Annotated in this window: 15 protein-coding genes and 2 tRNA genes; 9 read left to right on the forward strand and 8 right to left on the reverse strand. The window is 62.0% G+C overall.

Annotated elements, in window-relative coordinates:
- Window positions 1–43 precede the first annotated feature (43 nt).
- The 5 genes from msrB to NTU39_RS15410 all read left to right on the forward strand — a co-directional run bounded on the left by msrB (window position 44) and on the right by NTU39_RS15410 (window position 2839).
- Window positions 44–466, forward strand: a complete 423-nt coding sequence (gene msrB / locus NTU39_RS15390; RefSeq protein WP_150662938.1) for a peptide-methionine (R)-S-oxide reductase MsrB — start codon at window positions 44–46, stop codon at window positions 464–466.
- A gap of 80 nt (window positions 467–546) precedes the next feature.
- Window positions 547–1050 carry a NirD/YgiW/YdeI family stress tolerance protein gene (locus NTU39_RS15395; protein WP_150662939.1) on the forward strand — a complete coding sequence of 168 codons (504 nt, stop codon included), beginning with the start codon at window positions 547–549 and terminating at the stop codon, window positions 1048–1050.
- Between the two features lie 109 nt (window positions 1051–1159).
- A complete protein-coding gene (locus NTU39_RS15400) occupies window positions 1160–1693 on the forward strand; it encodes a septation protein A (protein WP_039397990.1) in 534 nt (177 codons plus the stop codon).
- A 25-nt stretch (window positions 1694–1718) separates the two neighbouring features.
- Window positions 1719–1982 (forward strand): BolA family protein, encoded by a 264-nt coding sequence (locus NTU39_RS15405; protein WP_039397988.1) that lies wholly within the window; start codon window positions 1719–1721, stop codon window positions 1980–1982.
- A 62-nt stretch (window positions 1983–2044) separates the two neighbouring features.
- A complete protein-coding gene (locus tag NTU39_RS15410; protein ID WP_257957995.1) occupies window positions 2045–2839 on the forward strand; it encodes a peptidylprolyl isomerase in 795 nt (264 codons plus the stop codon).
- A gap of 152 nt (window positions 2840–2991) precedes the next feature.
- On the opposite strand, the gene purL is transcribed toward NTU39_RS15410, so the two are convergent.
- Window positions 2992–7023, reverse strand: coding sequence for a phosphoribosylformylglycinamidine synthase (gene purL / locus NTU39_RS15415; RefSeq protein ID WP_150662941.1), 4032 nt, complete (start codon window positions 7021–7023; stop codon window positions 2992–2994).
- Between the two features lie 265 nt (window positions 7024–7288).
- On the opposite strand from purL, the gene NTU39_RS15420 reads away from it, so the two are divergent.
- The 3 genes from NTU39_RS15420 (at window position 7289) to pgi (ending at window position 12151) form a co-directional block, all read left to right on the forward strand.
- Complete coding sequence (locus NTU39_RS15420; protein WP_150662942.1) at window positions 7289–8563, forward strand: D-amino acid dehydrogenase; 1275 nt, start codon at window positions 7289–7291, stop codon at window positions 8561–8563.
- Between the two features lie 252 nt (window positions 8564–8815).
- Window positions 8816–10402 carry an NAD(P)H-hydrate dehydratase gene (locus NTU39_RS15425; protein ID WP_257957996.1) on the forward strand — a complete coding sequence of 529 codons (1587 nt, stop codon included), beginning with the start codon at window positions 8816–8818 and terminating at the stop codon, window positions 10400–10402.
- Window positions 10403–10492: 90 nt separating this feature from the next.
- Window positions 10493–12151, forward strand: a complete 1659-nt coding sequence (gene pgi, locus NTU39_RS15430; protein ID WP_150662944.1) for a glucose-6-phosphate isomerase — start codon at window positions 10493–10495, stop codon at window positions 12149–12151.
- Window positions 12152–12300: 149 nt separating this feature from the next.
- On the opposite strand, the gene NTU39_RS15435 is transcribed toward pgi, so the two are convergent.
- Window positions 12301–12993, reverse strand: a complete 693-nt coding sequence (locus NTU39_RS15435) for an ABC transporter ATP-binding protein (protein WP_257957997.1) — start codon at window positions 12991–12993, stop codon at window positions 12301–12303.
- A 52-nt stretch (window positions 12994–13045) separates the two neighbouring features.
- Here NTU39_RS15435 and NTU39_RS15440 point away from each other — a divergent pair, with 52 nt between their 5' ends.
- Window positions 13046–13705, forward strand: a complete 660-nt coding sequence (locus tag NTU39_RS15440; RefSeq protein ID WP_150662946.1) for an arylesterase — start codon at window positions 13046–13048, stop codon at window positions 13703–13705.
- A gap of 69 nt (window positions 13706–13774) precedes the next feature.
- Here NTU39_RS15440 and NTU39_RS26925 read toward each other — a convergent pair whose 3' ends face one another.
- The 6 genes from NTU39_RS26925 to clpX all read right to left on the reverse strand — a co-directional run bounded on the left by NTU39_RS26925 (window position 13775) and on the right by clpX (window position 20465).
- On the reverse strand, window positions 13775–15700 hold the full coding sequence (locus NTU39_RS26925; protein ID WP_308340551.1) for a SurA N-terminal domain-containing protein: 1926 nt from the start codon (window positions 15698–15700) through the stop codon (window positions 13775–13777).
- Window positions 15701–15782: 82 nt separating this feature from the next.
- Window positions 15783–15859: transfer RNA gene (locus NTU39_RS15455), tRNA-Asp, on the reverse strand.
- A 14-nt stretch (window positions 15860–15873) separates the two neighbouring features.
- Window positions 15874–15949 (reverse strand) — tRNA-Val (locus NTU39_RS15460).
- A 53-nt stretch (window positions 15950–16002) separates the two neighbouring features.
- Entirely contained in the window at window positions 16003–16275 is a 273-nt protein-coding gene (locus tag NTU39_RS15465; protein ID WP_039397973.1) for an HU family DNA-binding protein, read from the reverse strand.
- 294 nt (window positions 16276–16569) lie between these two features.
- A complete protein-coding gene (gene lon / locus NTU39_RS15470; protein ID WP_150662948.1) occupies window positions 16570–18990 on the reverse strand; it encodes an endopeptidase La in 2421 nt (806 codons plus the stop codon).
- A 194-nt stretch (window positions 18991–19184) separates the two neighbouring features.
- Window positions 19185–20465 carry an ATP-dependent Clp protease ATP-binding subunit ClpX gene (gene clpX, locus NTU39_RS15475; protein ID WP_039397970.1) on the reverse strand — a complete coding sequence of 427 codons (1281 nt, stop codon included), beginning with the start codon at window positions 20463–20465 and terminating at the stop codon, window positions 19185–19187.
- Window positions 20466–20520 lie beyond the last annotated feature (55 nt).

Here is a 20520-nt window from a genome sequence, read left to right on the forward strand (position 1 = left end):
GCACGGTGACCCACGCCGTGCTGGCGCCCCACAGGAGATTTCTATGAGCAAAGTGGAAAAGACCGACGCCGAATGGCGTGCCCAACTCGACGACGTCGAGTACCAGATCACCCGTCACGCGGCGACCGAGCGTGCCTTTACCGGCCGTTACTGGGATCACTGGAAGGACGGCACTTACCGGTGTGTGTGCTGCGGCGCGCCGCTGTTCGAGTCGACCGAGAAGTTCGATGCCGGATGCGGCTGGCCGAGCTATTCCAAACCGATCGAGGGCGCCGGAATCGACGAAATCGCCGATTACAGTCATGGCATGGTGCGTGTGGAAGTGCGCTGCCACAATTGCGACGCTCACCTCGGGCACGTTTTTGAAGACGGACCGCAGCCGACCGGCCTGCGCTATTGCATCAACTCGGCATCGCTGAACTTTGAGGACAAAGCTGGAGAGTCCGACAAGCAGAAAGACGATTGAGGGTAATCTTCTGCATAGCGGACGCTACGGCGTCCGCTTTCAAAAGGCGGCCACGCGCCGCTGAATCACGGTGAATCGGCGTGAATTTCGCGCCTTTCTCGCGCAATTGGCAACTTCTGGCCTTAGTCTTGCGTCCACCTGACTTTTTACTGGGAGCCCATGTCATGTCCAAGAAATCCGAACGCCGCCTTAGCCTCGCCGTCGCCGCCTCGCTGATTGCCGGCGGCGTCATGCTTAGCGCCCCGGCGCACGCGCAAATCAATGTACCGCAAGCCGGCACGACGGCCGGAGGCAGCGTTGCCGTACCGTCGGCTATGCCGCGCGCCGTGACGGTCGAGCAGGCGCTCAAGGCTCCGAAGGATATGGAGGCCGTCATCGAGGGGCACATCGTCAACCGGATCAAGCACGAGCACTACACGTTCCAGGACGCTTCCGGCTCGATTGAGATCGAACTCGACGATAAATACCTTCCGACGGGGCAGCAGATTACCCCGCAAACGCTGGTGCGCATCTTCGGCGAGGTGGACACCCACCGCATGAAGCCGAACGATATCGATGTGAAGCGCATCGAAATCGTCAAGTAACCGACACGCTTCTCCGTTCCCGGCACGGGCCTTTGAAATATAATGCGGGTTTGCGCCCCGGCCTTTGCGTCGGGGGCGCAAACCTCCGAAGCCCCCAAGCCGAGACTTCATGAAATTTCTCTTCGACCTGTTACCGGTCATCCTGTTTTTCGTCGCCTTCAAATTCGCTGGCATTTACGTTGCGACCGGCATCGCGATCGTCACGACGATCGCTCAGGTTATCTGGATGTGGTTGCGCCACCGTAAGGTGGAACCCATGCAATGGGTGAGTCTTGCGATTATCGTGGTGTTCGGCGGCGCGACCATGCTGCTGCACGACGAGACCTTCATCAAGTGGAAACCCACTGCGCTTTACTGGCTCTTCGGCGTCACGCTGTTCGTTGCGGAACTGATGTTCGACAAGAATCTGATTCGCGCGATGATGGAAAAGCAAATGGCGCTGCCCGAGCATCTGTGGCGCGCCGTGAATTTCAGCTGGGCGCTCTTCTTCCTCGCGATGGGCGTGCTCAATCTGGTCATCGCCTATCACTTCTCTACCGACACGTGGGTCAACTTCAAGCTCTTCGGCGGCATGGGCCTCATGGTCGTGTTCATCGTCGTGCAGAGCCTGTGGCTCGCGAAGTACATCAAACAGGACGAGTAACGTCGTCTGTCAGGAAGCCTCCGCCATGACCATGGAACAGCAAATCGAAGCGCGGCTCACCGCTGCGCTCTCCCCGCTTGAGTTTGCGCTTGAGAACGATAGCGCACGGCACGCCGGACACGCTGGCGCCGCCTCGGGCGGGCATTACAACGTGCGTATCGTCTCCGCCGCGTTTACCGGGCGTAACCGCGTTGCGCGTCACCGCCTGGTGTATGATGCGCTAGCCGATTTGATGCAGAACGGCATTCACGCCCTCGCCATCGTTGCGCTCGCCCCGGGCGAAGCGTAACTAGCCTGCGACGCGTCCCCCGTCGATTAATCTTGCCTTCGTCATTCGTTAGGAAAAACAGCATGGCATTGAAACTCGCCCGCACGGCACTGGCGCTCGGCGCAGCCGTGTCGCTGACCGCCGTCTCCCTCCCCGCCCTCGCCCAGAACGTCGCCGTCGTGAACGGCACGCCGGTGCCTGTGGCGCGCGCCGACGCCATGTTGCGCGACATGGTCCGTCAGGGTCAGCCGAACTCGCCGCAACTGCAACAGCAAGTGCGCGAAGAACTGGTCAAGCGCGAAGTGCTCGCGCAGGCAGCCATCAGCAAGGGTCTGGCGACCGACCCGAGCGTCAAGCAGCAGCTTAAGCTGGCCGAACAAGGCGTGCTGATCCGCGCACTCATCACCGACTTCCAGAAGACGTCGCCGGTCACGGACGCTGACCTGCAAGCGCGTTACGACCAGTTGAAGAAGCAGTTTGGCGACAAGGAATATCACGCACGTCACATTCTGGTGCCGAGCGAAGATACGGCCAAGGACATCATTGCGAAGCTCAAGGGTGGCGCGAAGTTCGCCGACCTCGCCAAGCAGTACTCGAAGGATCCGGGTTCGGCACAAAATGGTGGCGACCTCGACTGGTCGCCGGCCAACGCTTACGTGCCTGAGTTCGCCGACGCGCTGCAAAAGTTGCAGAAGGGTCAATACTCGCAAACGCCGGTGAAGACGCAGTTCGGCTACCACGTGCTCGAACTGGACGACGTGCGCGACGCACAGATTCCGCCGCTGGCAGACGTCAAGCCGCAGCTCGTACAGCAGATGCAGGAAGAGAAGCTGCAAGGCTTCATCGAAGGCCTGGAAAAGAAGGCCAAGATTCAGTAAGGCCGCGCTGCAAATCGATACGAAAATCCCGCCACTCGGCGGGATTTTAGTTTATGGGCACCGGACGTAAAAAAACCGTCTTCCCCTTATCAGGAAAGACGGTCTTTCAGACTTACCGCATCAAGCGAGGCACGCGCTCACCGCGCAACTCGTCAAGCCACCCAGCGGCGCGCGTTGCGGAACATGCGCATCCACGGGCTGTCTTCGCCCCACTGCTCCGGTGCCCAGCTCATTTGCACGGTGCGGAACACACGCTCCGGGTGCGGCATCATCACCGTGAAGCGACCGTCGCCAGTCGTCACTGCCGTCAGACCGCGCGGCGAACCGTTCGGGTTGTACGGATACTGTTCGGTCGGCTGACCGCGATGGTCGACGAAACGCATCGCCGCAATCGCCTGGTCGATGTTGCCCTGCTGACCGAAGTTGGCGAAGCCTTCACCGTGTGCGATCACGATCGGCAATTGCGAGCCCGCCATGTCCTTGAAGAACAGCGACGGCGAATCGAGCACTTCCACCTGCGTCAGACGCGCTTCGTACTTCGATTGGTTGTACGTGAACTTCGGCCATGCCGCCGCTCCCGGAATCAGGTTCGACAAGTTGCTCATCATCTGGCAACCGTTGCACACACCCAGCGCGAACGTGTCGGCGCGATTGAAGAAGCCCGCGAATTGCTCGGCCAGCGACGGGTTGAACAGGATCGTCTTCGCCCAGCCTTCACCCGCACCCAGCGTATCTCCGTACGAGAAGCCACCGCACGCGATAAAGCCCTTGAATGCTTCGAGCGAGTGACGGCCCGCAAGCAGATCGCTCATGTGCACGTCGTAAGCCTCGAAACCGGCCTTGTCCAACACGTAGGCCATTTCCAGGTGCGAGTTCACGCCCTGCTCACGCAGCACAGCCACCTTCGGACGTGCGCCCGATGCGATGAACGGTGCCGCGACGTCTTCGCTCGGATCGAACGTCACCTTCGGCGAGAGGCCCGGGTCGCTCGTGTCGTTCAGCGCTTCGTACTCGGCGTCCGCTGCGGCCGGATTGTCGCGCAGACGCGCAATCCGCCAGCTCACTTCCGTCCATACGCGTTGCAGCTCGGCACGCGAGGCACCAAAGACCTTCTTGGCATCGCGATAAATTTCGATGACGTCGTTCGTGTTCGGCTTACCGATCACGTTCGTGCACGACGACAGACCGGCTTCGCGCAGCGTCTGCAAGACGGCGTCGCGCTCCGAAGCGCGCACCTGAATCACGCCGCCGAGTTCTTCCGAGAAGAGCGCGCGCAGCGTCTTGTCTTCACGACGGCCGACGGTCTGCTTCGCCCAATCCTTGGCGTCGCCGTAATCCGACTCGAAGCCTTCGTCGAGCGTGAGCATGTCGACGTTGAGCGACACGCCAACGTGACCGGCGAACGCCATTTCGGCGACCGTGGCGAACAGACCGCCGTCCGAACGATCGTGGTACGCGAGCAGCTTGCCGTCGCTGTTGAGTTTCTGGATGGCGTCGAAGAAACGCTTGAGATCTGCGGGGTCGTCCAGATCGGGCGTCACGTCGCCGATCTGCTGCGTCACCTGCGCGAGGATACTGCCGCCCAGACGATTCTTGTTGTGGCCCAGATCGATGGCGATCAGGACCGTCTCGCCCGCGTCAGCGACCGAGCGCAGTTGCGGTGTGAGATGGCCGCGAACGTCTTCGATCGGTGCAAACGCCGACACGATCAACGAGACAGGCGCGACAACATCCTTGTTGCGACCGGCGTCATCCCACTTGGTGCGCATCGACAGCGAATCCTTGCCGACCGGGATCGACAGCCCCAGCGCCGGGCACAGTTCCATGCCGACGGCCTTGACCGTGTCGAACAGCGCAGCGTCTTCACCTTCGGTGCCGCACGCGGCCATCCAGTTGGCCGACAGCTTGATCTGATCCAGCGACGTAATCGGTGCGGCGGCAATGTTGGTGATGGCTTCACCGACTGCCATGCGGCCCGATGCCGGTGCATCGATCACCGCCAGCGGCGTGCGCTCGCCCATCGTCATCGCTTCGCCGCGATAGCCCGCGAAGTCCATCAGCGAGATGGCGCAGTCGGCCACCGGCACCTGCCACGGGCCGACCATCTGGTCGCGGGCCGTCAGGCCGCCCACAGTACGGTCGCCGATGGTGATGAGGAACGACTTGCTCGCCACCGTCGGGTGACGCAGCACGGCACGCGCCACTTCGTCCAGCGACAGACCAGTGACATCCACCGGCGGGAGTTCGTGCTTCACACGCGTGACGTCGCGGTGCATGCGCGGCGGCTTGCCGAGCAGCACGTCCATCGGCATATCGACCGGGTCCGGCGATTCCGGATGCATCGGGTCGACCAGCTTCAGTTGACGCTCATCCGTAGCGACACCCACGACCGCCACCGGGCAGCGCTCGCGCTGGCAGATTTCCTGGAATGCCGGGAAGCTGTCCGGTGCGATGGCGAGCACGTAGCGCTCCTGCGCTTCGTTACTCCAGATTTCGGCGGGCGACATGCCCGACTCTTCCAACTGCACCTGACGCAGATCGAAACGTGCGCCCTTGCCTGCGCCGTCGACCAGTTCGGGGAATGCATTCGAGATGCCGCCTGCGCCCACGTCGTGAATCGACAGGATCGGGTTGGCTTCGCCCTGACGCCAGCACCAGTTGATGACTTCCTGCGCACGGCGCTCGATTTCCGGGTTGCCACGCTGCACCGAGTCGAAGTCGAGTTCAGCTGTGTTGGTGCCCGTCGCCATCGAGCTGGCCGCGCCACCGCCCATGCCGATGCGCATGCCCGGGCCGCCGATCTGGATCAGCAGCGTGCCGGCCGGCAGGTCGTGCTTGTGCGTGTGTTGCGCGGCGATATTGCCCATGCCGCCCGCGATCATGATGGGCTTGTGATAGCCACGCACACGACCGCCCACATTCTGCTCGTAGGTACGGAAGTAGCCGCCCAGATTCGGACGGCCGAATTCGTTGTTGAACGCAGCGCCGCCGAGCGGGCCGTCGATCATGATTTGCAGCGGCGACGCGATGCGGTCCGGACGACCGTAGTCGGCACCGGTGTCATCAGGCTTGCGCAGCGACGGGGGCACGGCCACGTCGCGGTCGTTTTCCCACGATTCACGCGCATCCGGCAGCGCCAGATTCGACACGGTGAAGCCCGTCAGGCCGGACTTCGGCGTGGATCCACGGCCCGTCGCGCCTTCGTCGCGAATCTCGCCGCCCGCGCCCGTCGACGCACCCGGGAACGGCGAAATTGCCGTCGGGTGGTTGTGCGTCTCGACCTTCATCAGCGTGTGCGTCAGTTCGACGCTGCGGCCGTACTTGCCGTCGGCACCGCGCGGATACCAGCGCTCGACTTCGGCGCCTTCCATCACCGAAGCGTTGTCCGAATACGCCACCACCGTGCCCTGCGGGTGCAGTTGGTGCGTGTTCTTGATCATCTTGAACAGCGTCAGGTCCTGACGCTCGCCGTCGATGGTCCAGTCGGCATTGAAAATCTTGTGACGGCAGTGCTCGCTGTTGGCCTGCGCGAACATCATCAGTTCGACGTCGGTCGGATTGCGTTTCAGGGTGGTGAACGCGTCGACCAGATAGTCGATTTCGTCTTCGGCCAGCGCCAGACCCAGATCGCGGTTCGCGGCTTCGAGCGCGCTGCGGCCCACGCCGATCACGTCGACCGTCTGCAGCGGCTTGGCTGGCAGTTCGACGAAGAGCACTTCGGCATCCTTGCGCGTCGCGACGACGGTTTCGGTCATGCGGTCGTGCAGGACGGCGGCCACTCTGGCGAGCACGTCGGCGGCGAGCGACTTCTTGCCGCCCAGCAGGCCCGACTTCACGCCGATCGTGTATTCGACTGCACGCTCGATGCGGCGCACGTGATCGATGCCGCAGTTGCGGGCGATATCCGTCGCCTTACTTGCCCACGGCGAAATCGTACCCAGACGCGGAATCACCAGCAGTTGGTCGCCCACCGGTTCTTCGCGCACCGGTTCACCGTAAGTGAGCAGACCGGCGACGCGGGCGACATCGTCACCCGACAGCGGCTCGGCGCTGGCGACCAGGTGGACGTAGCGTGCATCGATGCGCACGATCGAACTGTCGATGGCTTGCAGGGTCTGCAGAAGACGTTGCTGGCGGAATTCGGAGAGCGCCAAGGCGCCGGCGAAGCAGGCAATGTGAGTCATGGAAGGACGGAAGGCGAGGCGTTCAGAACGCGGGGGAACGACAAACCGGGATTATACCCTGCTTACCCCGGGTTATACCCGAGTGCGCGACAGGCAATCTGCGTTGCGTCCCGCCCTGTGAGGGCGTCTCTCTGGTAACCTATGCGCCCCGTATCCACTCGGGCCGCAAAACCCGGTTCATGCAGCTCACCGGCCATGCGGCACGTCAAAAAACGACACTAACAAGCGAACGAACGGGCGTTCGCCACACACCAGACGGTTGGGAATGAAGGTCATCGTTATCGGCGGCGGGGTCATTGGCACGTGTACTGCCTACTATCTGGCCGCCGCGGGGCACACGGTCACGCTCGTCGAGCGCAATAGCACGGTTGCGCAAGAGAGCAGCTTCGGCAACGCAGGCGTCATCGCCCCGGGCTACGTCACGCCCTGGGCGGCACCCGGCATGCCGCGCAAGCTGCTGGGCTACATGTTCAGCGCCGCCAGCCCGCTCATCTTCCGCCCCGGCCTGTCGGCCGGCACGTGGCGCTGGGCCGCCCGCTGGCTGCGCGAGTGCAAGATCGACCGCTATCGCGCCAATCGCGAACGCATGCAGCGCCTCGCGTTCTACAGCCAGCGCTGCCTGCACGAACTGCGTGAATCTCACATTTTCGAATACGAACATACGCAGGGCTATCTGCAATTGTTCCGTACCGAACGCGAAATCAAGATGAACGAGCCGGCGCGCGCCATGCTCGCCGAGAATGAAGTGCCGCACCGGCTGCTGAGCGCCGAGGAGTGCCGCAAGCTCGAACCCGCGATTTCCACCGATGCGCCGCTTGCCGGCGGCCTGCATCTGCCGCGCGACGAGACCGGCAACTGCCCGCTCTTTACCAAGCGCCTTGCCCAGATCGCACGCGACATGGGCGTCACGCTCGCCACAGAGACGACGGTCCTCTCCGTGCGACCGAACGTTGGTCGTGCCGGTGTCAGTGTGGAGACGGCCAGTACTGCCCAGATGGGGCAAACATCGACGCTCGAAGCGGATGCCGTCGTGATCGCCGCAGGTGTGGCGAGCACCACGCTGCTGCGCCCGCTCGGTATCGACTTGCCGCTGTGGCCGATCAAGGGCTACTCGATCACGGTGCCGGTCAAGACCGAACTGTTCAGCCCGCGAATCGCCGTCATGGACGAGTCGTACAAGACCGCCATCACCCCGCAGGGCAACCGCTTGCGCATTGCGGGCACGGCCGAGCTGGGCGATACGCAGCTTGTGCTGCGCGAGCGCGCCATCGCTACACTTTACAAAGTGGCGACCGACTGGTTCCCCGGCGCAGGCAAATACCGCGAGGCGCGGGCGTGGGTCGGTGCGCGTCCGATGCTGCCGGATGGCCCGCCGCTGCTCGGCGCAACGCATCTGCCCGGCATTTTCCTCAACGTCGGCCACGGCTCGACCGGCTGGGCGATGGCCTGCGGCTCGGGACGCGTCCTCGCTGACGTCATCTCCGGACAAACGCCCGATATCGATCTGAACGGGCTGACGCTCGCTCGATACGATCGCTGAGCGCTGACCGGGCGGAAACGACGGGGGATTCCCCCCTTTCCCGCTCGGTACGCTGCGTCGGCGATTGCCGACACGGTGTCGGGATTCACACTGACAGTCGAAGCGGCGCGTTGACGGCATAATTCCCAGATAGGCACGCCAAGCGCGGCGACATCCCCGACGCCTCTTGTCCCCCCGACAGGGATCGAACGGGGCGCGTCGTGCGCTGCGACGCCACGTCCATTGCCCTAGTTTCCGGGAGCTTCGCCTGCCATGTCCGATTCCCCGCGCGCAACGCATTCCCTCCCAGACACCGTATCAACGACCGCTGCCGCCACCGCGTCGCTCAACCTGCATCTCCCCGCCACACTGCGCGACGTGGAGCGCGCTGCCGCCGCGAAGCTGGCACCCCACACCCTGATGGCGCGCGCCGGTGCGGCCATTGCACATTGGCTTTACGGTCGCCTCCCCGCTCTCGCAAGCGCTGGACGTCAACCCGTACTGCTGCTCGCTGGCCCAGGGAACAACGGCGGAGACGCTTACGTTGCCGCTCGCGAATTGCACCGTCGAGGCGTGCTGGTCGACGTGTGGCAACTCTCGCCACCCTCGGCAGACGATGCCCGCTGGGCGCTCGGCGAAGCCCTCGCTGCCGGTGTGCCGGTGCGGCCTGCGCCGACCACCTGGCCGCAGCCTTTGGCCTACGCGTGGATCGTCGACGGCCTGTTCGGCATCGGCCTGTCCCGGCCCCTCGACGGCGCAGCCGCCACACTGGTCGATAACATTGCCTACGCACACACAGAAGGCGCGCCGGTACTCGCCATCGACATTCCCAGCGGATTGCTTGCCGCCACTGGCATGGCTGACGGGCCGGTCATCCGGGCCGATGCGACGATAGCGATGATCGGTGCCTGCCCGGGACTCTTCACCGGCATCGGGCGAGACGTCGCAGGTGACGTGCTCGTTGCCACCCTGGGCGCCCACGATGCATTCGCGGAAGTACCGGCGCGAACGCCCATCGCCACTATCGCGCCCGACGCGTTTCGCGCGCATTTGCCACATCGTCACCATGCGTCGCACAAGGGCAGCTACGGTTCGCTGGCGGTCCTCGGCGGGTTTGATGGCATGGTGGGTGCACCGATGCTCTCTGCGCGCACGGGCCTGATGACCGGTGCCGGTCGCGTGTTTGTCGGGTTCGTCGCGCACGACGCCCCCGCGTGGGATCCGGTGCACCCCGAGCTGATGCTGCGACACGCCGAGAATCTCGATCTCGCGACCATGCAGGCGGTGTCCGTCGGCCCCGGACTGGGGACATCGGCTGCCTCCGCCGCTTGCCTTTCCCGCGCATTGGCACTGGACGATACGCCGCTGGTGATCGACGCCGACGCGCTCAACCTGCTGGCCGCCGAACCGGCGCTCGCGGAGCGGGTGCGTCGCCGCGCCGGACCGACGGTACTCACGCCGCATCCGTTGGAGGCCGCCCGGCTCGCAGGCTGCGACGTCGCCCGCATCCAGTCAGATCGACTCGCTTGCGCCCGCGCATTGGCGCAGCATTTTGGCGCGACGGTCGTGCTCAAGGGATCGGGCACCGTCGTAGACGATGGCGCAACAACGTGGATCAATACGACCGGCAATGCCGGGCTGGCGACGGCCGGCACCGGCGACGTGCTGACCGGCGTCATCGGCGCGCTGCTGGCGCAAGGTATGCCCGCGACGCAAGCCGCGTTGGCGGGCGTGTGGATTCACGGACGCGCCGCCGATCGATGCGTGCGAGAAGGTGTGGGGCCGGCGGGTCTGACGGCGTCGGAACTCTTGCCGGCGATCCGCACCGAACTGGCCATGGCAAGCGTCATCCACGCATAGCACCGTCCTTCGCTGCCCTTAGCCGCATTTCAGCGTGATTTCGCGGTGACTCCCGTTATACTTCGCTTTATCGAAATGGCCATATCGCACATGCCGTACAAGACATCCGTTCGTCTGGACCAACTTCCCGCCTGGCGCGCCCTGCTCGAACACCGCGACGAAATCGCTGCACAACACATGCGCGACTGGTTCGCCGGTGCAGGTGCCAACACCCGTGTCGACAATTTTTCGCTGCACGCGGCCGGGCTGTATCTCGATTACTCGAAGAACCGCATTACGGACAAAACGCGCACGCTCCTCACCCATCTCGCGCGTGAATGCCACGTGCCCGCCAAGCGCGATGCCATGTGGGCCGGGGAACACGTCAACGTCACGGAGAATCGCGCCGCACTGCATATTGCGTTGCGTGCCCCCAAGGGCGTAACGTTTCGCGACACCTCAGGCGAAGTCAGCAGCGGCGTCGGAGAGACGCTCGCACGCATGCGCGACTTCAGCGAACGCGTTCGTGACGGCCGCTGGGTCGGCGCGACGGGCAAGCGCATCAAGCATCTGATCAACGTCGGCATCGGCGGCTCGGATCTCGGCCCGCGCATGGTGTGCGATGCCCTCGCCGTCTACGGCCGTGAAGACCTCTCGGCGAACTTCATCGCCAACATCGATCCGACAGAGCTCGCGCGTACGTTGCCGGCGCTCGACCCTGAAGCCACGCTCGTCGTGGTTTGCTCGAAAACGTTCACGACGCTCGAAACCATGACGAACGCGCGAACCATTCGCGCGTGGCTCATTCAGAACGGCATTCCCGAGAGCGGTCTCGACAAGCACTTCGTCGCGGTCTCGACCAATGTGGACGAGGCGATGCGATTCGGGATTCTTCGCGAGAACGTGTTCCAGTTCGGCGAATGGGTGGGTGGACGTTACTCGCTGTGGTCGTCCGTCGGTCTGATCGTCATGCTGTATCTGGGTGCGCAACATTTCGAAGCACTGCTCGCCGGTGCGCACGCGATGGACGAACATTTCCGTCACGCGCCGCTCGAAGCGAACATGCCGGTGCTGCTCGGCCTGCTCGGCATCTGGTATCGCAATTTCTTCGACGCACAGACGCTCTCCATCGCACCGTACACGGACGCACTGCAAAAGCTGCCGCCGTATCTCCAGCAGCTCGACATGGAGAGCAACGGCAAGTCGGTACAGATCGACGGTTCGCCCGTCGCCTGGCAGACGGCACCGATCATCTGGGGCGAGCCGGGCACGAACGGCCAGCACGCCTACTTCCAGATGCTGCATCAGGGCACGACGCTCGTGCCGGTCGATTTCATCGCCGTGCTCGAACCGCAATACGATCAACCGGCCTATCTCGACCACCATCGCAAGCTGCTGGCGAACTGCTTCGCGCAAAGCGAGGCATTCCTTCAGGGCGGCTCGATGGCGACGCCCGAGCAGGCCGGCGGCCCGTTGGGTGCGCAACGTTGCTTCGCGGGCAATCGTCCGAGCAATACGCTGGTGATCGATAAGCTAACGCCCGAACGCCTTGGCGCGTTGATCGCGCTCTACGAACACAAGGTGTTCGTGCAGGCTGCCATCTGGAATATCAATCCGTTCGATCAGTGGGGTGTGGAACTGGGCAAGACCCTGTGTCGCGCGATCGAGCCGGAGCTGCTCGATCCGGACTCGCTCAAGTCGGACGCTCACGACGCTTCCACGGCATCGCTGATCCGCATTGCAGGGAACGCGCTGAAGAAGAAGGGGTAATAGGACTACAGGGGGCCGGAGACTTTCCGGCAAACGCTTGTGGATTCGTCAGATCCCAACGAAAAGAGAAGCCATTGCGGCTTCTCTATTCGTTTCAGGCGACGTCAGTCAAGCGGGCGATCCTCAGAATCCCGCGTCGGAATCGCGTGTCAGATCGCTGCACCATTCACGACGCGCCCGCCCGCAAGCTGCACCGTCGCGTCACAACGCTGCGCAATCGCCAGATCGTGCGTCACCAGCACCAACGTCGCGCCACTCGCTTCGTTGAGCGAGAACATCAGTTCGATGACCCGCTCGCCCGTGGCCGTGTCGAGACTGCCTGTCGGCTCGTCGGCGAACAGCACGGCAGGCGCCGTCACAAACGCGCGTGCGAGCGCCACACGCTGCTGCTCACCGCCCGAGAGTTGCTTCGGATAGTGCGTCAGGCGCGACCCTAAGCCCACTTGCTCCAGCAATTTGACGGCACGATTGCGAATCTCCCATGTCTCACCCAACAGCTCGAGCGGCAACATCACGTTTTCGAGTGCTGTCAGGTGCGGCATCAGTTGAAAGGACTGGAAGACGAAGCCAACGGCCCCTCGTCGCAACGCGGCGCGGCCCTCTTCGTCAAGCTCACCGAGCGACTTGCCCAGCAGCGTGATGCTGCCGTCGGTCGCGGTGTCGAGCCCGGCCATCAGACCGAGCAGCGTGGACTTTCCGGACCCCGACGCTCCCACGATGGCCACGCTCTGGCCTCTCGCGACGGAGAAGTCGATATCCTGCAAAATGACTAGCTCGCCGGTGGCATCACGCAACCGTTTGCCCAGGCCCCGCACTTCAATTACGTTTTCGGAAAACGACATGGCAAGAAGAGAGTTCTTGAAATTGGCCGCATCAGCCGCCGTTGGCTGGTGCATGCTGACAGGGACCGCGGCGAACGCGGCAAGTTCTGGCGCGCCGACAATTCTCGTCGTGGGCGACAGCCTTTCGGCGGAATATGGCATCGCGCGCGGTGCCGGCTGGGTCAATCTGATGCAGCAGACGATCACGCAGAGTGGCTACGATTATAACGTCGTGAATGCCAGTATCAGTGGCGACACGACGAGTGGCGGGCGCTCCCGTCTCGCCCCGTTGCTCGAACGCTATCACCCCGCCGTGACCATCATCGAACTGGGGGGCAACGACGCACTGCGCGGCATTCCGCTCGATCTCACCCGCACCAATTTGCGCGAGATGGTCGCCGCGTCGCGCAAGATCGGCAGCCGTGTGATCGTGGTCGGCATGCGCATCCCGCCGAACTACGGTCCCGACTATAGCGAGCAATTTTTCACCATGTTCTCGACCATCGCCAAGCAGGAAAAAACCGGCTACGTGCCGTTCTTGCTGGCGGGCGTCATCGAACATCAGGACTGGTTCCAGCAAGACCAGATTCATCCGCTCGCCAAGGCGCATCCGCAGATTCTGCAAAATGTCTGGCCAACGGTGAAACCGCTGCTCAAACCCGCCGCCGCCGCAACGCCCGCCAAACCATCCGCGAAAGCCCCAGACTCACGCGCATCAAAGTCCGGCGCATAAAAAAACGGCCAACTCAGTTGGCCGTCTTCTTTTGGCTGAGGGATCGTACGCTACACGATCCTCCCGCGATCAGTTACTCGTCGCCTTGGTCACGTCGTTCACGACCTTGACCTTCGAGCGCGCCCGCAGATCACCCACCCAGGCATTCCACTCGGCCTGCGCAGCCAGTTGATTGAGCTGTTGCGCTTCGGCCGCCAGACGCTGCGGATCTTGCGTCGCCGGCTGCGACACCTTGCTGATGCGATACACGGCGTAGCCCTGACCTTCGCCCAGCGACACACCCACGTAGGCGGGCAACTTGCTGGTGTCCGCACCGAAAATGGCGGTCAGTGCCGTCGGCACCAGCTTGCCCGGATTGTCGCGCGAGACGGTTTGCGCCGCGCCGAACGTCGCATCGCCACCCTTCTTGAGCGCTTCCAGTTTCGCTTCGCCTGCCTTCTTGGCTTCCTGCTCGGCCAGATCCGCAATCGCCTTCTGCTTCACTTGCGCTTCGATCTGATCGAGCGGCGGCGTGGCAGCCGGGTGATACGCCACGATGCGAGCCGACACCAGCACGCCTTGTCCCACGTCCACCGCTTCGGTGTTGCGCTTGTTTTTGAGCGATTCGTCGCCGAACACTGCCTTCAGCAGCTTCTCGTTGCCGAGCGGACTCTGGGCCAGTGCAGCATCCGGCGTACGCGTTACCTTGGCGGTCTGCACCTTCAGGTTCAGCTTGTCGGCCACCGGTTGCAGGCTGTCCGGCTGTTCGTACACAGCGTTCGTGAACTGGTCTGCGAGCTTGGCGTAGCCCTTCGCGGCTTCCTGCTGACGATACTGATCGGCCAGTTGCGACTTCACTTCGTCGAACGACTTCGTCTGCGCCGGCTTGATGCCCGTGAGCTTGATGATGTGATAACCGAAGTCGCTCTTCACGACATCGCTCACTTCACCTTCGCTCTTGAGTGCGAATGCGGCATCGGCAAACGGCTTGACCATAGCGTCGCGCGCGAAGAAGCCGAGGTCACCACCGTTGCCCTTCGAACCCGGGTCTTCCGAGTTCTCGCTGGCCAACTTGGCGAAGTCGTTCGGATTCTTCCTGATCTGCGCGAGGATCGCGTCAGCCTTTGCCTTCGCCTTGGCGTGGTCGGCCGGCGACGCATCTGCCGGCGAGGCAATCAGAATATGCGATGCACGGCGCTCTTCCTGCGTCGTGTATTGCTTCAGATTGTCGTTGTACATCTTGCGCAGCACATCGTCGCTCGGCGCAGTTTGCGCCGATGTCGGCATGGCCTTCGGATCGAGCACCACGTACTGGATCTCAGCCGACTCCGGCGTCTGGAATGCAGCCTTGTGCGCGTCGTAATACGCCTGAATCTGCTGCTGCGTCGGCACGATCTTGCCGGCGAAGTCCGTCAGCGGGAAGTCCAGCGCCGACACTTCGCGCTGCTGCGAACGCAATTGTGCGAAACGTTCGAGCACCGTCTTCGGCAGCATCGCGCTCGCCTGCACGCTCGACGGCAATTGATTCGACGCCAGTTCGAAACGAATCTGCGCTTCGAGACGCTGCGGCGTCAGGTTCTGCGCGGACAGCAGTTGCTCGTAAGCAGCCTGATCGATCGAACCGTCTGCACGGCGCAGCTGCGCAATCGCGGGAATGGCGAGGAGCGCCTCACGCACTTGCGCGTCGGGCACCGACAAATTCTTCTTGAGGGTTTCCTGTTGCAGCAGCTTTTGCTGGATCAGATTGTCCAGCACAGCACTGCGCATTTCCGGCGTGTTGATCTGGCTCGCGTCGACGGCGCCGCCGAACATCTGCTGCATGCGCTCCGTTTGCGCGCGCAGCACGCTGTCGTACTCCTGGCGCGTCACAGTCTGATCGCCGACCTTGGCGATCGTACCGGCATCCGAGGCGTATTCCTGCCAGCCATGAACGCCAAACACCACGAACGACGGGACGATCAGCACCGTCAGGAAGATGAGGACCAAGCGTTGGTGACGGCGAATGAAGTCGAACATACGAAATCGGAAGAGTCGTCTGGATGCGTTTTATGACGCTATATGGCAAAAAAGGCGAACCGAAGTTCGCCTTTTCACAATTTGGCGGAGCGGACGGGGCTCGAACCCGCGACCCCCGGCGTGACAGGCCGGTATTCTAACCAACTGAACTACCGCTCCCCAAGATCTGGAACTGGTGGGTGCTGAGGGGCTCGAACCCCCGACCTACGCCTTGTAAGGGCGCCGCTCTACCAACTGAGCTAAGCACCCGTTCCCGATTTTAGTCTTGTTCTTGCTGCCTCCTGCCGAAGCAGGAAAGCTCGTTAGTTTACTGCATCTTTGAGATCTTTGCCAGGGCGAAATTTCGGAACCTTCGCCGCCTTAATCTTGATGGGTTCTCCCGTGCGCGGATTGCGTCCCGTACGAGCGGCGCGCTTGGCGAGATGGAACGTACCAAAGCCGACCAGCGTCACGTCGTCACCCTTCTTCAGCGCTTTCTTTACTGCACCCACCAATGCGTCAAGCGATCGGCCTGCGGCAGCTTTCGAAATATCTGCCTGTTCAGAGATGTGCTCGATCAGTTCCGTCTTATTCACTGTAACCCCCTTGCAAGGATAGTAGGCGATTGAGCCGCGGAGGCGCTCTTTGCGCGCCTTGACATTGATCTGAGAGGTCCGCTGGCTTTGCCATTAGACAAGCCGCAAACCCTGATGTCAAGCCGTTTTGCGGCGTTCTGACTGCATCGGAAGCACTCCTGAATCAGTGCTTGCCGGACGTTATTTTCGAGCACTTTGCGTGAATAAAAAAAGCCCGGGGAAAACCCCGAGCTTTTTGAACGTTTTTCTATCGGGCTAGGACCGCACTGCGATCCATCGCCCGACGAAACCCGCTTAGTGCTTGATGACGTCCTGCTTGCCGCTCGCGTCTGCGTTCGGCGTCACAGGCGCTGCCTTGGCTTCTTCTTCCGGCAACGGCGCCGGTGCATGCTCCAGTGCGAGTTCAAGCACCTTGTCGATCCAGCGCACCGGCACGATCTCCAGCGCGTTCTTGACCGTATCCGGAATCTCGGCGAGATCCTTCACGTTCTCTTCCGGAATCAACACGAGCTTGATGCCACCGCGATGCGCTGCGAGCAGCTTCTCCTTGAGACCACCGATCGGCAACACTTCGCCGCGCAGCGTGATCTCGCCGGTCATCGCCACATCCGCACGCACCGGAATCCCGGTGAGCACCGACACGAGCGCCGTCGTCATCGCGATACCAGCGGACGGACCGTCCTTCGGCGTCGCGCCTTCGGGCACGTGAATGTGGATGTCCTTCTTCTCGAACTGCTCGTCGGACACGCCGAGACGACGTGCACGCGAACGCACCACCGAGCGTGCCGCCTCGACCGACTCCTTCATCACGTCGCCGAGCGAACCCGTGCGGATAATGTTGCCCTTGCCAGGCATCAGCGCCGCCTCGATCGTCAGCAGATCGCCACCGACTTCCGTCCACGCCAGACCCGTGACCTGACCGATCTGGTTCTCCTTCATGGCCAGACCGAAGTCGAACTTGCGCACGCCGAGGAAGTTGTCGAGATTGCCGGCATCGACCTTGATCGACGAGCCATCGACCTTCTTGAGCAGCAACATCTTCACGACCTTGCGGCAGATCTTCGAGATTTCACGCTCAAGCGAACGCACACCCGCTTCACGCGTGTAGTAACGAATGATGTCGCGAATCGCGGCTTCCGTCAGATCGATTTCGCCTTCCTTCAACCCGTTGTTCTTCTTCTGCTTCGGCAGCAGATAACGCTGGGCGATGTTGACCTTCTCGTCTTCCGTGTAACCCGACAAACGGATCACTTCCATACGGTCGAGCAACGGTGCCGGAATGTTCAGCGAGTTCGACGTCGCCACGAACATCACATCCGACAGATCGAAGTCGACTTCGACGTAGTGGTCCGAGAACGTGTGGTTCTGTTCCGGATCGAGCACTTCGAGCAACGCCGAGCTCGGGTCGCCACGGAAGTCCATGCCCATCTTGTCCACTTCGTCGAGCAGGAACAGCGGGTTGCGCACGGCGACCTTCGAGAGGCTCTGCAGAATCTTGCCGGGCATCGAACCGATGTACGTGCGACGGTGACCGCGAATCTCGGCCTCGTCACGCACGCCGCCCAGCGCCATACGCACGAACTTGCGGTTCGTGGCACGCGCAATCGACTGACCGAGCGAGGTCTTACCGACACCGGGGGGCCCGACCAGGCACAGGATCGGCGCCTTGACCTTGTCCACGCGCTGTTGCACAGCAAGATACTCAAGGATGCGTTCCTTGACCTTCTCGAGACCGAAGTGGTCTTCGTCGAGCACCTTCTCGGCGTTCGTCAGATCGTTGTTGACCTTGCTCTTCTTGCGCCACGGCAGACCGACCAGCGTGTCGATGTAGTTGCGCACGACAGTCGCTTCTGCCGACATCGGCGACATCAGCTTGAGCTTCTTGAGTTCGGCGTCGGCCTTCTTCTTGGCTTCCTTGGGCAGGTGCGCTGCCTTGATGCGCTTCTCGAGTTCTTCGAGATCCGCACCCTCTTCGCCTTCGCCCAGTTCCTTCTGGATCGCCTTGACCTGCTCGTTCAGGTAGTACTCGCGCTGGCTCTTTTCCATCTGGCGCTTTACGCGGCCACGAATGCGCTTTTCCACCTGGAGAATGTCGATCTCGCTCTCGAGCTGCGCGAGCAAATGCTCAAGGCGCTCGATGACCGGGAACATCTCCAGAATCTTCTGCTTCTGCTCCAGCTTGAGCGGCAGGTGTGCGGCGATGGTGTCAGCCAGACGACCCGCTTCGTCGATGCCCGACAGCGACGTCAGGATCTCCGGCGGAATCTTCTTGTTGAGCTTCACGTACTGATCGAACTGCGCCACGATCGCACGACGCAGGGCCTCGGATTCCGGCGAATTGCCGTCGTCCGGCTCAAGCGGCATGACTTCCGACGTGAACTGGGTTTCTTCTTCGTCCACACTCAGGGTGCGGGCGCGTTGAATCCCTTCGACGAGCACCTTGACGGTGCCATCGGGCAGTTTGAGCATTTGCAGGATGTTCGCCACGCAGCCGATCTCGTAGAGATCCTTGGACGTGGGCTCATCCTTGGCCGCGGCTTTCTGCGCGACCAGCATGATGTGCTTGCCGCCTTCCATCGCGGTTTCAAGCGCTTTAATCGATTTCGGACGCCCCACGAAAAGGGGAATCACCATGTGCGGAAACACGACCACGTCGCGCAGAGGCAACAGGGGCAGTTGAATCGCTTCGGGCGGGAGGATTTGGGTGCCTGACATCTCGTTCCCCATATTTAACGATACCGTTGTGTTCCAGCTAATTGAGGCCGCCGGCGAGAATTACAAGAGGCTGGAAAAGCCCTTTCGCCAACAAGTTGCACCACTCGGGGTTTCATTGCCCGTGGCACTAGTATGAAGGAAAAAAAGCCGTCCATGTTTCCATGAACGGCTTGGGGTAGCGCTAAGTTGACCGTTCAATTGGAGCCGGCAACCTTGGGCGACTCCTGATAGATCAAAAGCGGCTTTCCGTCGCCACTGATGGCGTTTTCATCAAGGATGACCTTGGTCACGCCCTTAAGCGACGGCAACTCGTACATGACTTCCAGCAAGGCCTGTTCGATGATCGAACGCAGGCCGCGCGCACCCGTCTTGCGCTTGATCGCCTTGCGCGCCACGGCATGCATGGCGGCCGGGCGAATCTCCAGCTCGACGCCTTCCATCAAGAACAGACGTTGATACTGTTTAACCAGCGCGTTCTTCGGCTCGATCAGGATCGTGACCAGCGCGTCTTCGTCAAGCTTACCCAACGTGGCAACCACCGGCAGACGACCAATCAGTTCCGGAATAAGACCGAACTTGATCAGATCCTCGGGTTCGACGTCGCGCAGCAATTCGCCTGCGTCCCGCTCTTCGCCCGTCTTGACCGTCGCGCCAAAACCAATCCCCGTCTTTTCCGTACGGTTCATGATGATCTTTTCGAGACCATCGAACGCGCCGCCGCAAATGAAGAGGATGTTCGTCGTGTCGACCTGGATGAAATCCTGGTTCGGATGCTTGCGACCGCCCTGCGGCGGCACCGACGCCATCGTGCCTTCGACCAGCTTGAGCAGCGCCTGCTGCACGCCTTCGCCCGACACGTCGCGCGTAATCGACGGGTTGTCCGACTTACGGCTGATCTTGTCGATTTCGTCGATGTAGACAATGCCCTTCTGCGCCTGCTCGATCTCGTAATTGCAGTTCTGCAGGAGCTTCTGGATGATGTTTTCGACGTCTTCACCCACATAACCGGCTTCGGTCAGCGTGGTGGCGTCGGCAATCACGAAAGGCACGTTGAGCAGACGCGCGAGCGTCTGCGCGAGCAGCGTCTTGCCCGAGCCGGTCGGCCCGATCAGCAGGATGTTGCTCTTGGAAAGTTCGACCTCGTCGCGCTTGTCGCCGAGGTGCTTCAATCGCTTGTAATGGTTATAGACCGCAACCGCCAGAATCTTCTTGGCCCGGTCCTGACCGATCACATACTGATCGAGACTCTCGCGAATTTCCTGCGGGGACGGCAGATCGGACTTGGCGCCGCTGCCGCTCTCGTCTTCGGCCGCTGCGGCCTCGTCGCGAATAATCTCATTGCACAGATCAATGCACTCGTCGCAAATGAATACGGACGGACCTGCGATGAGCTTCTTGACCTCGTGCTGGCTCTTTCCGCAGAAGGAGCAGTAGAGCAGCTTTTCGCCGTTGGAAGTGCTTTTTTTATCCACCATATCTGTGTCAGCCTGCTAGCAATTTGCGCCCCGGTCGTCCCCCGCCGGGGGCGGC

Source organism: Pandoraea commovens, from assembly GCF_024704525.1.
GTDB classification, from domain to species: Bacteria; Pseudomonadota; Gammaproteobacteria; order Burkholderiales; family Burkholderiaceae; genus Pandoraea; species Pandoraea commovens.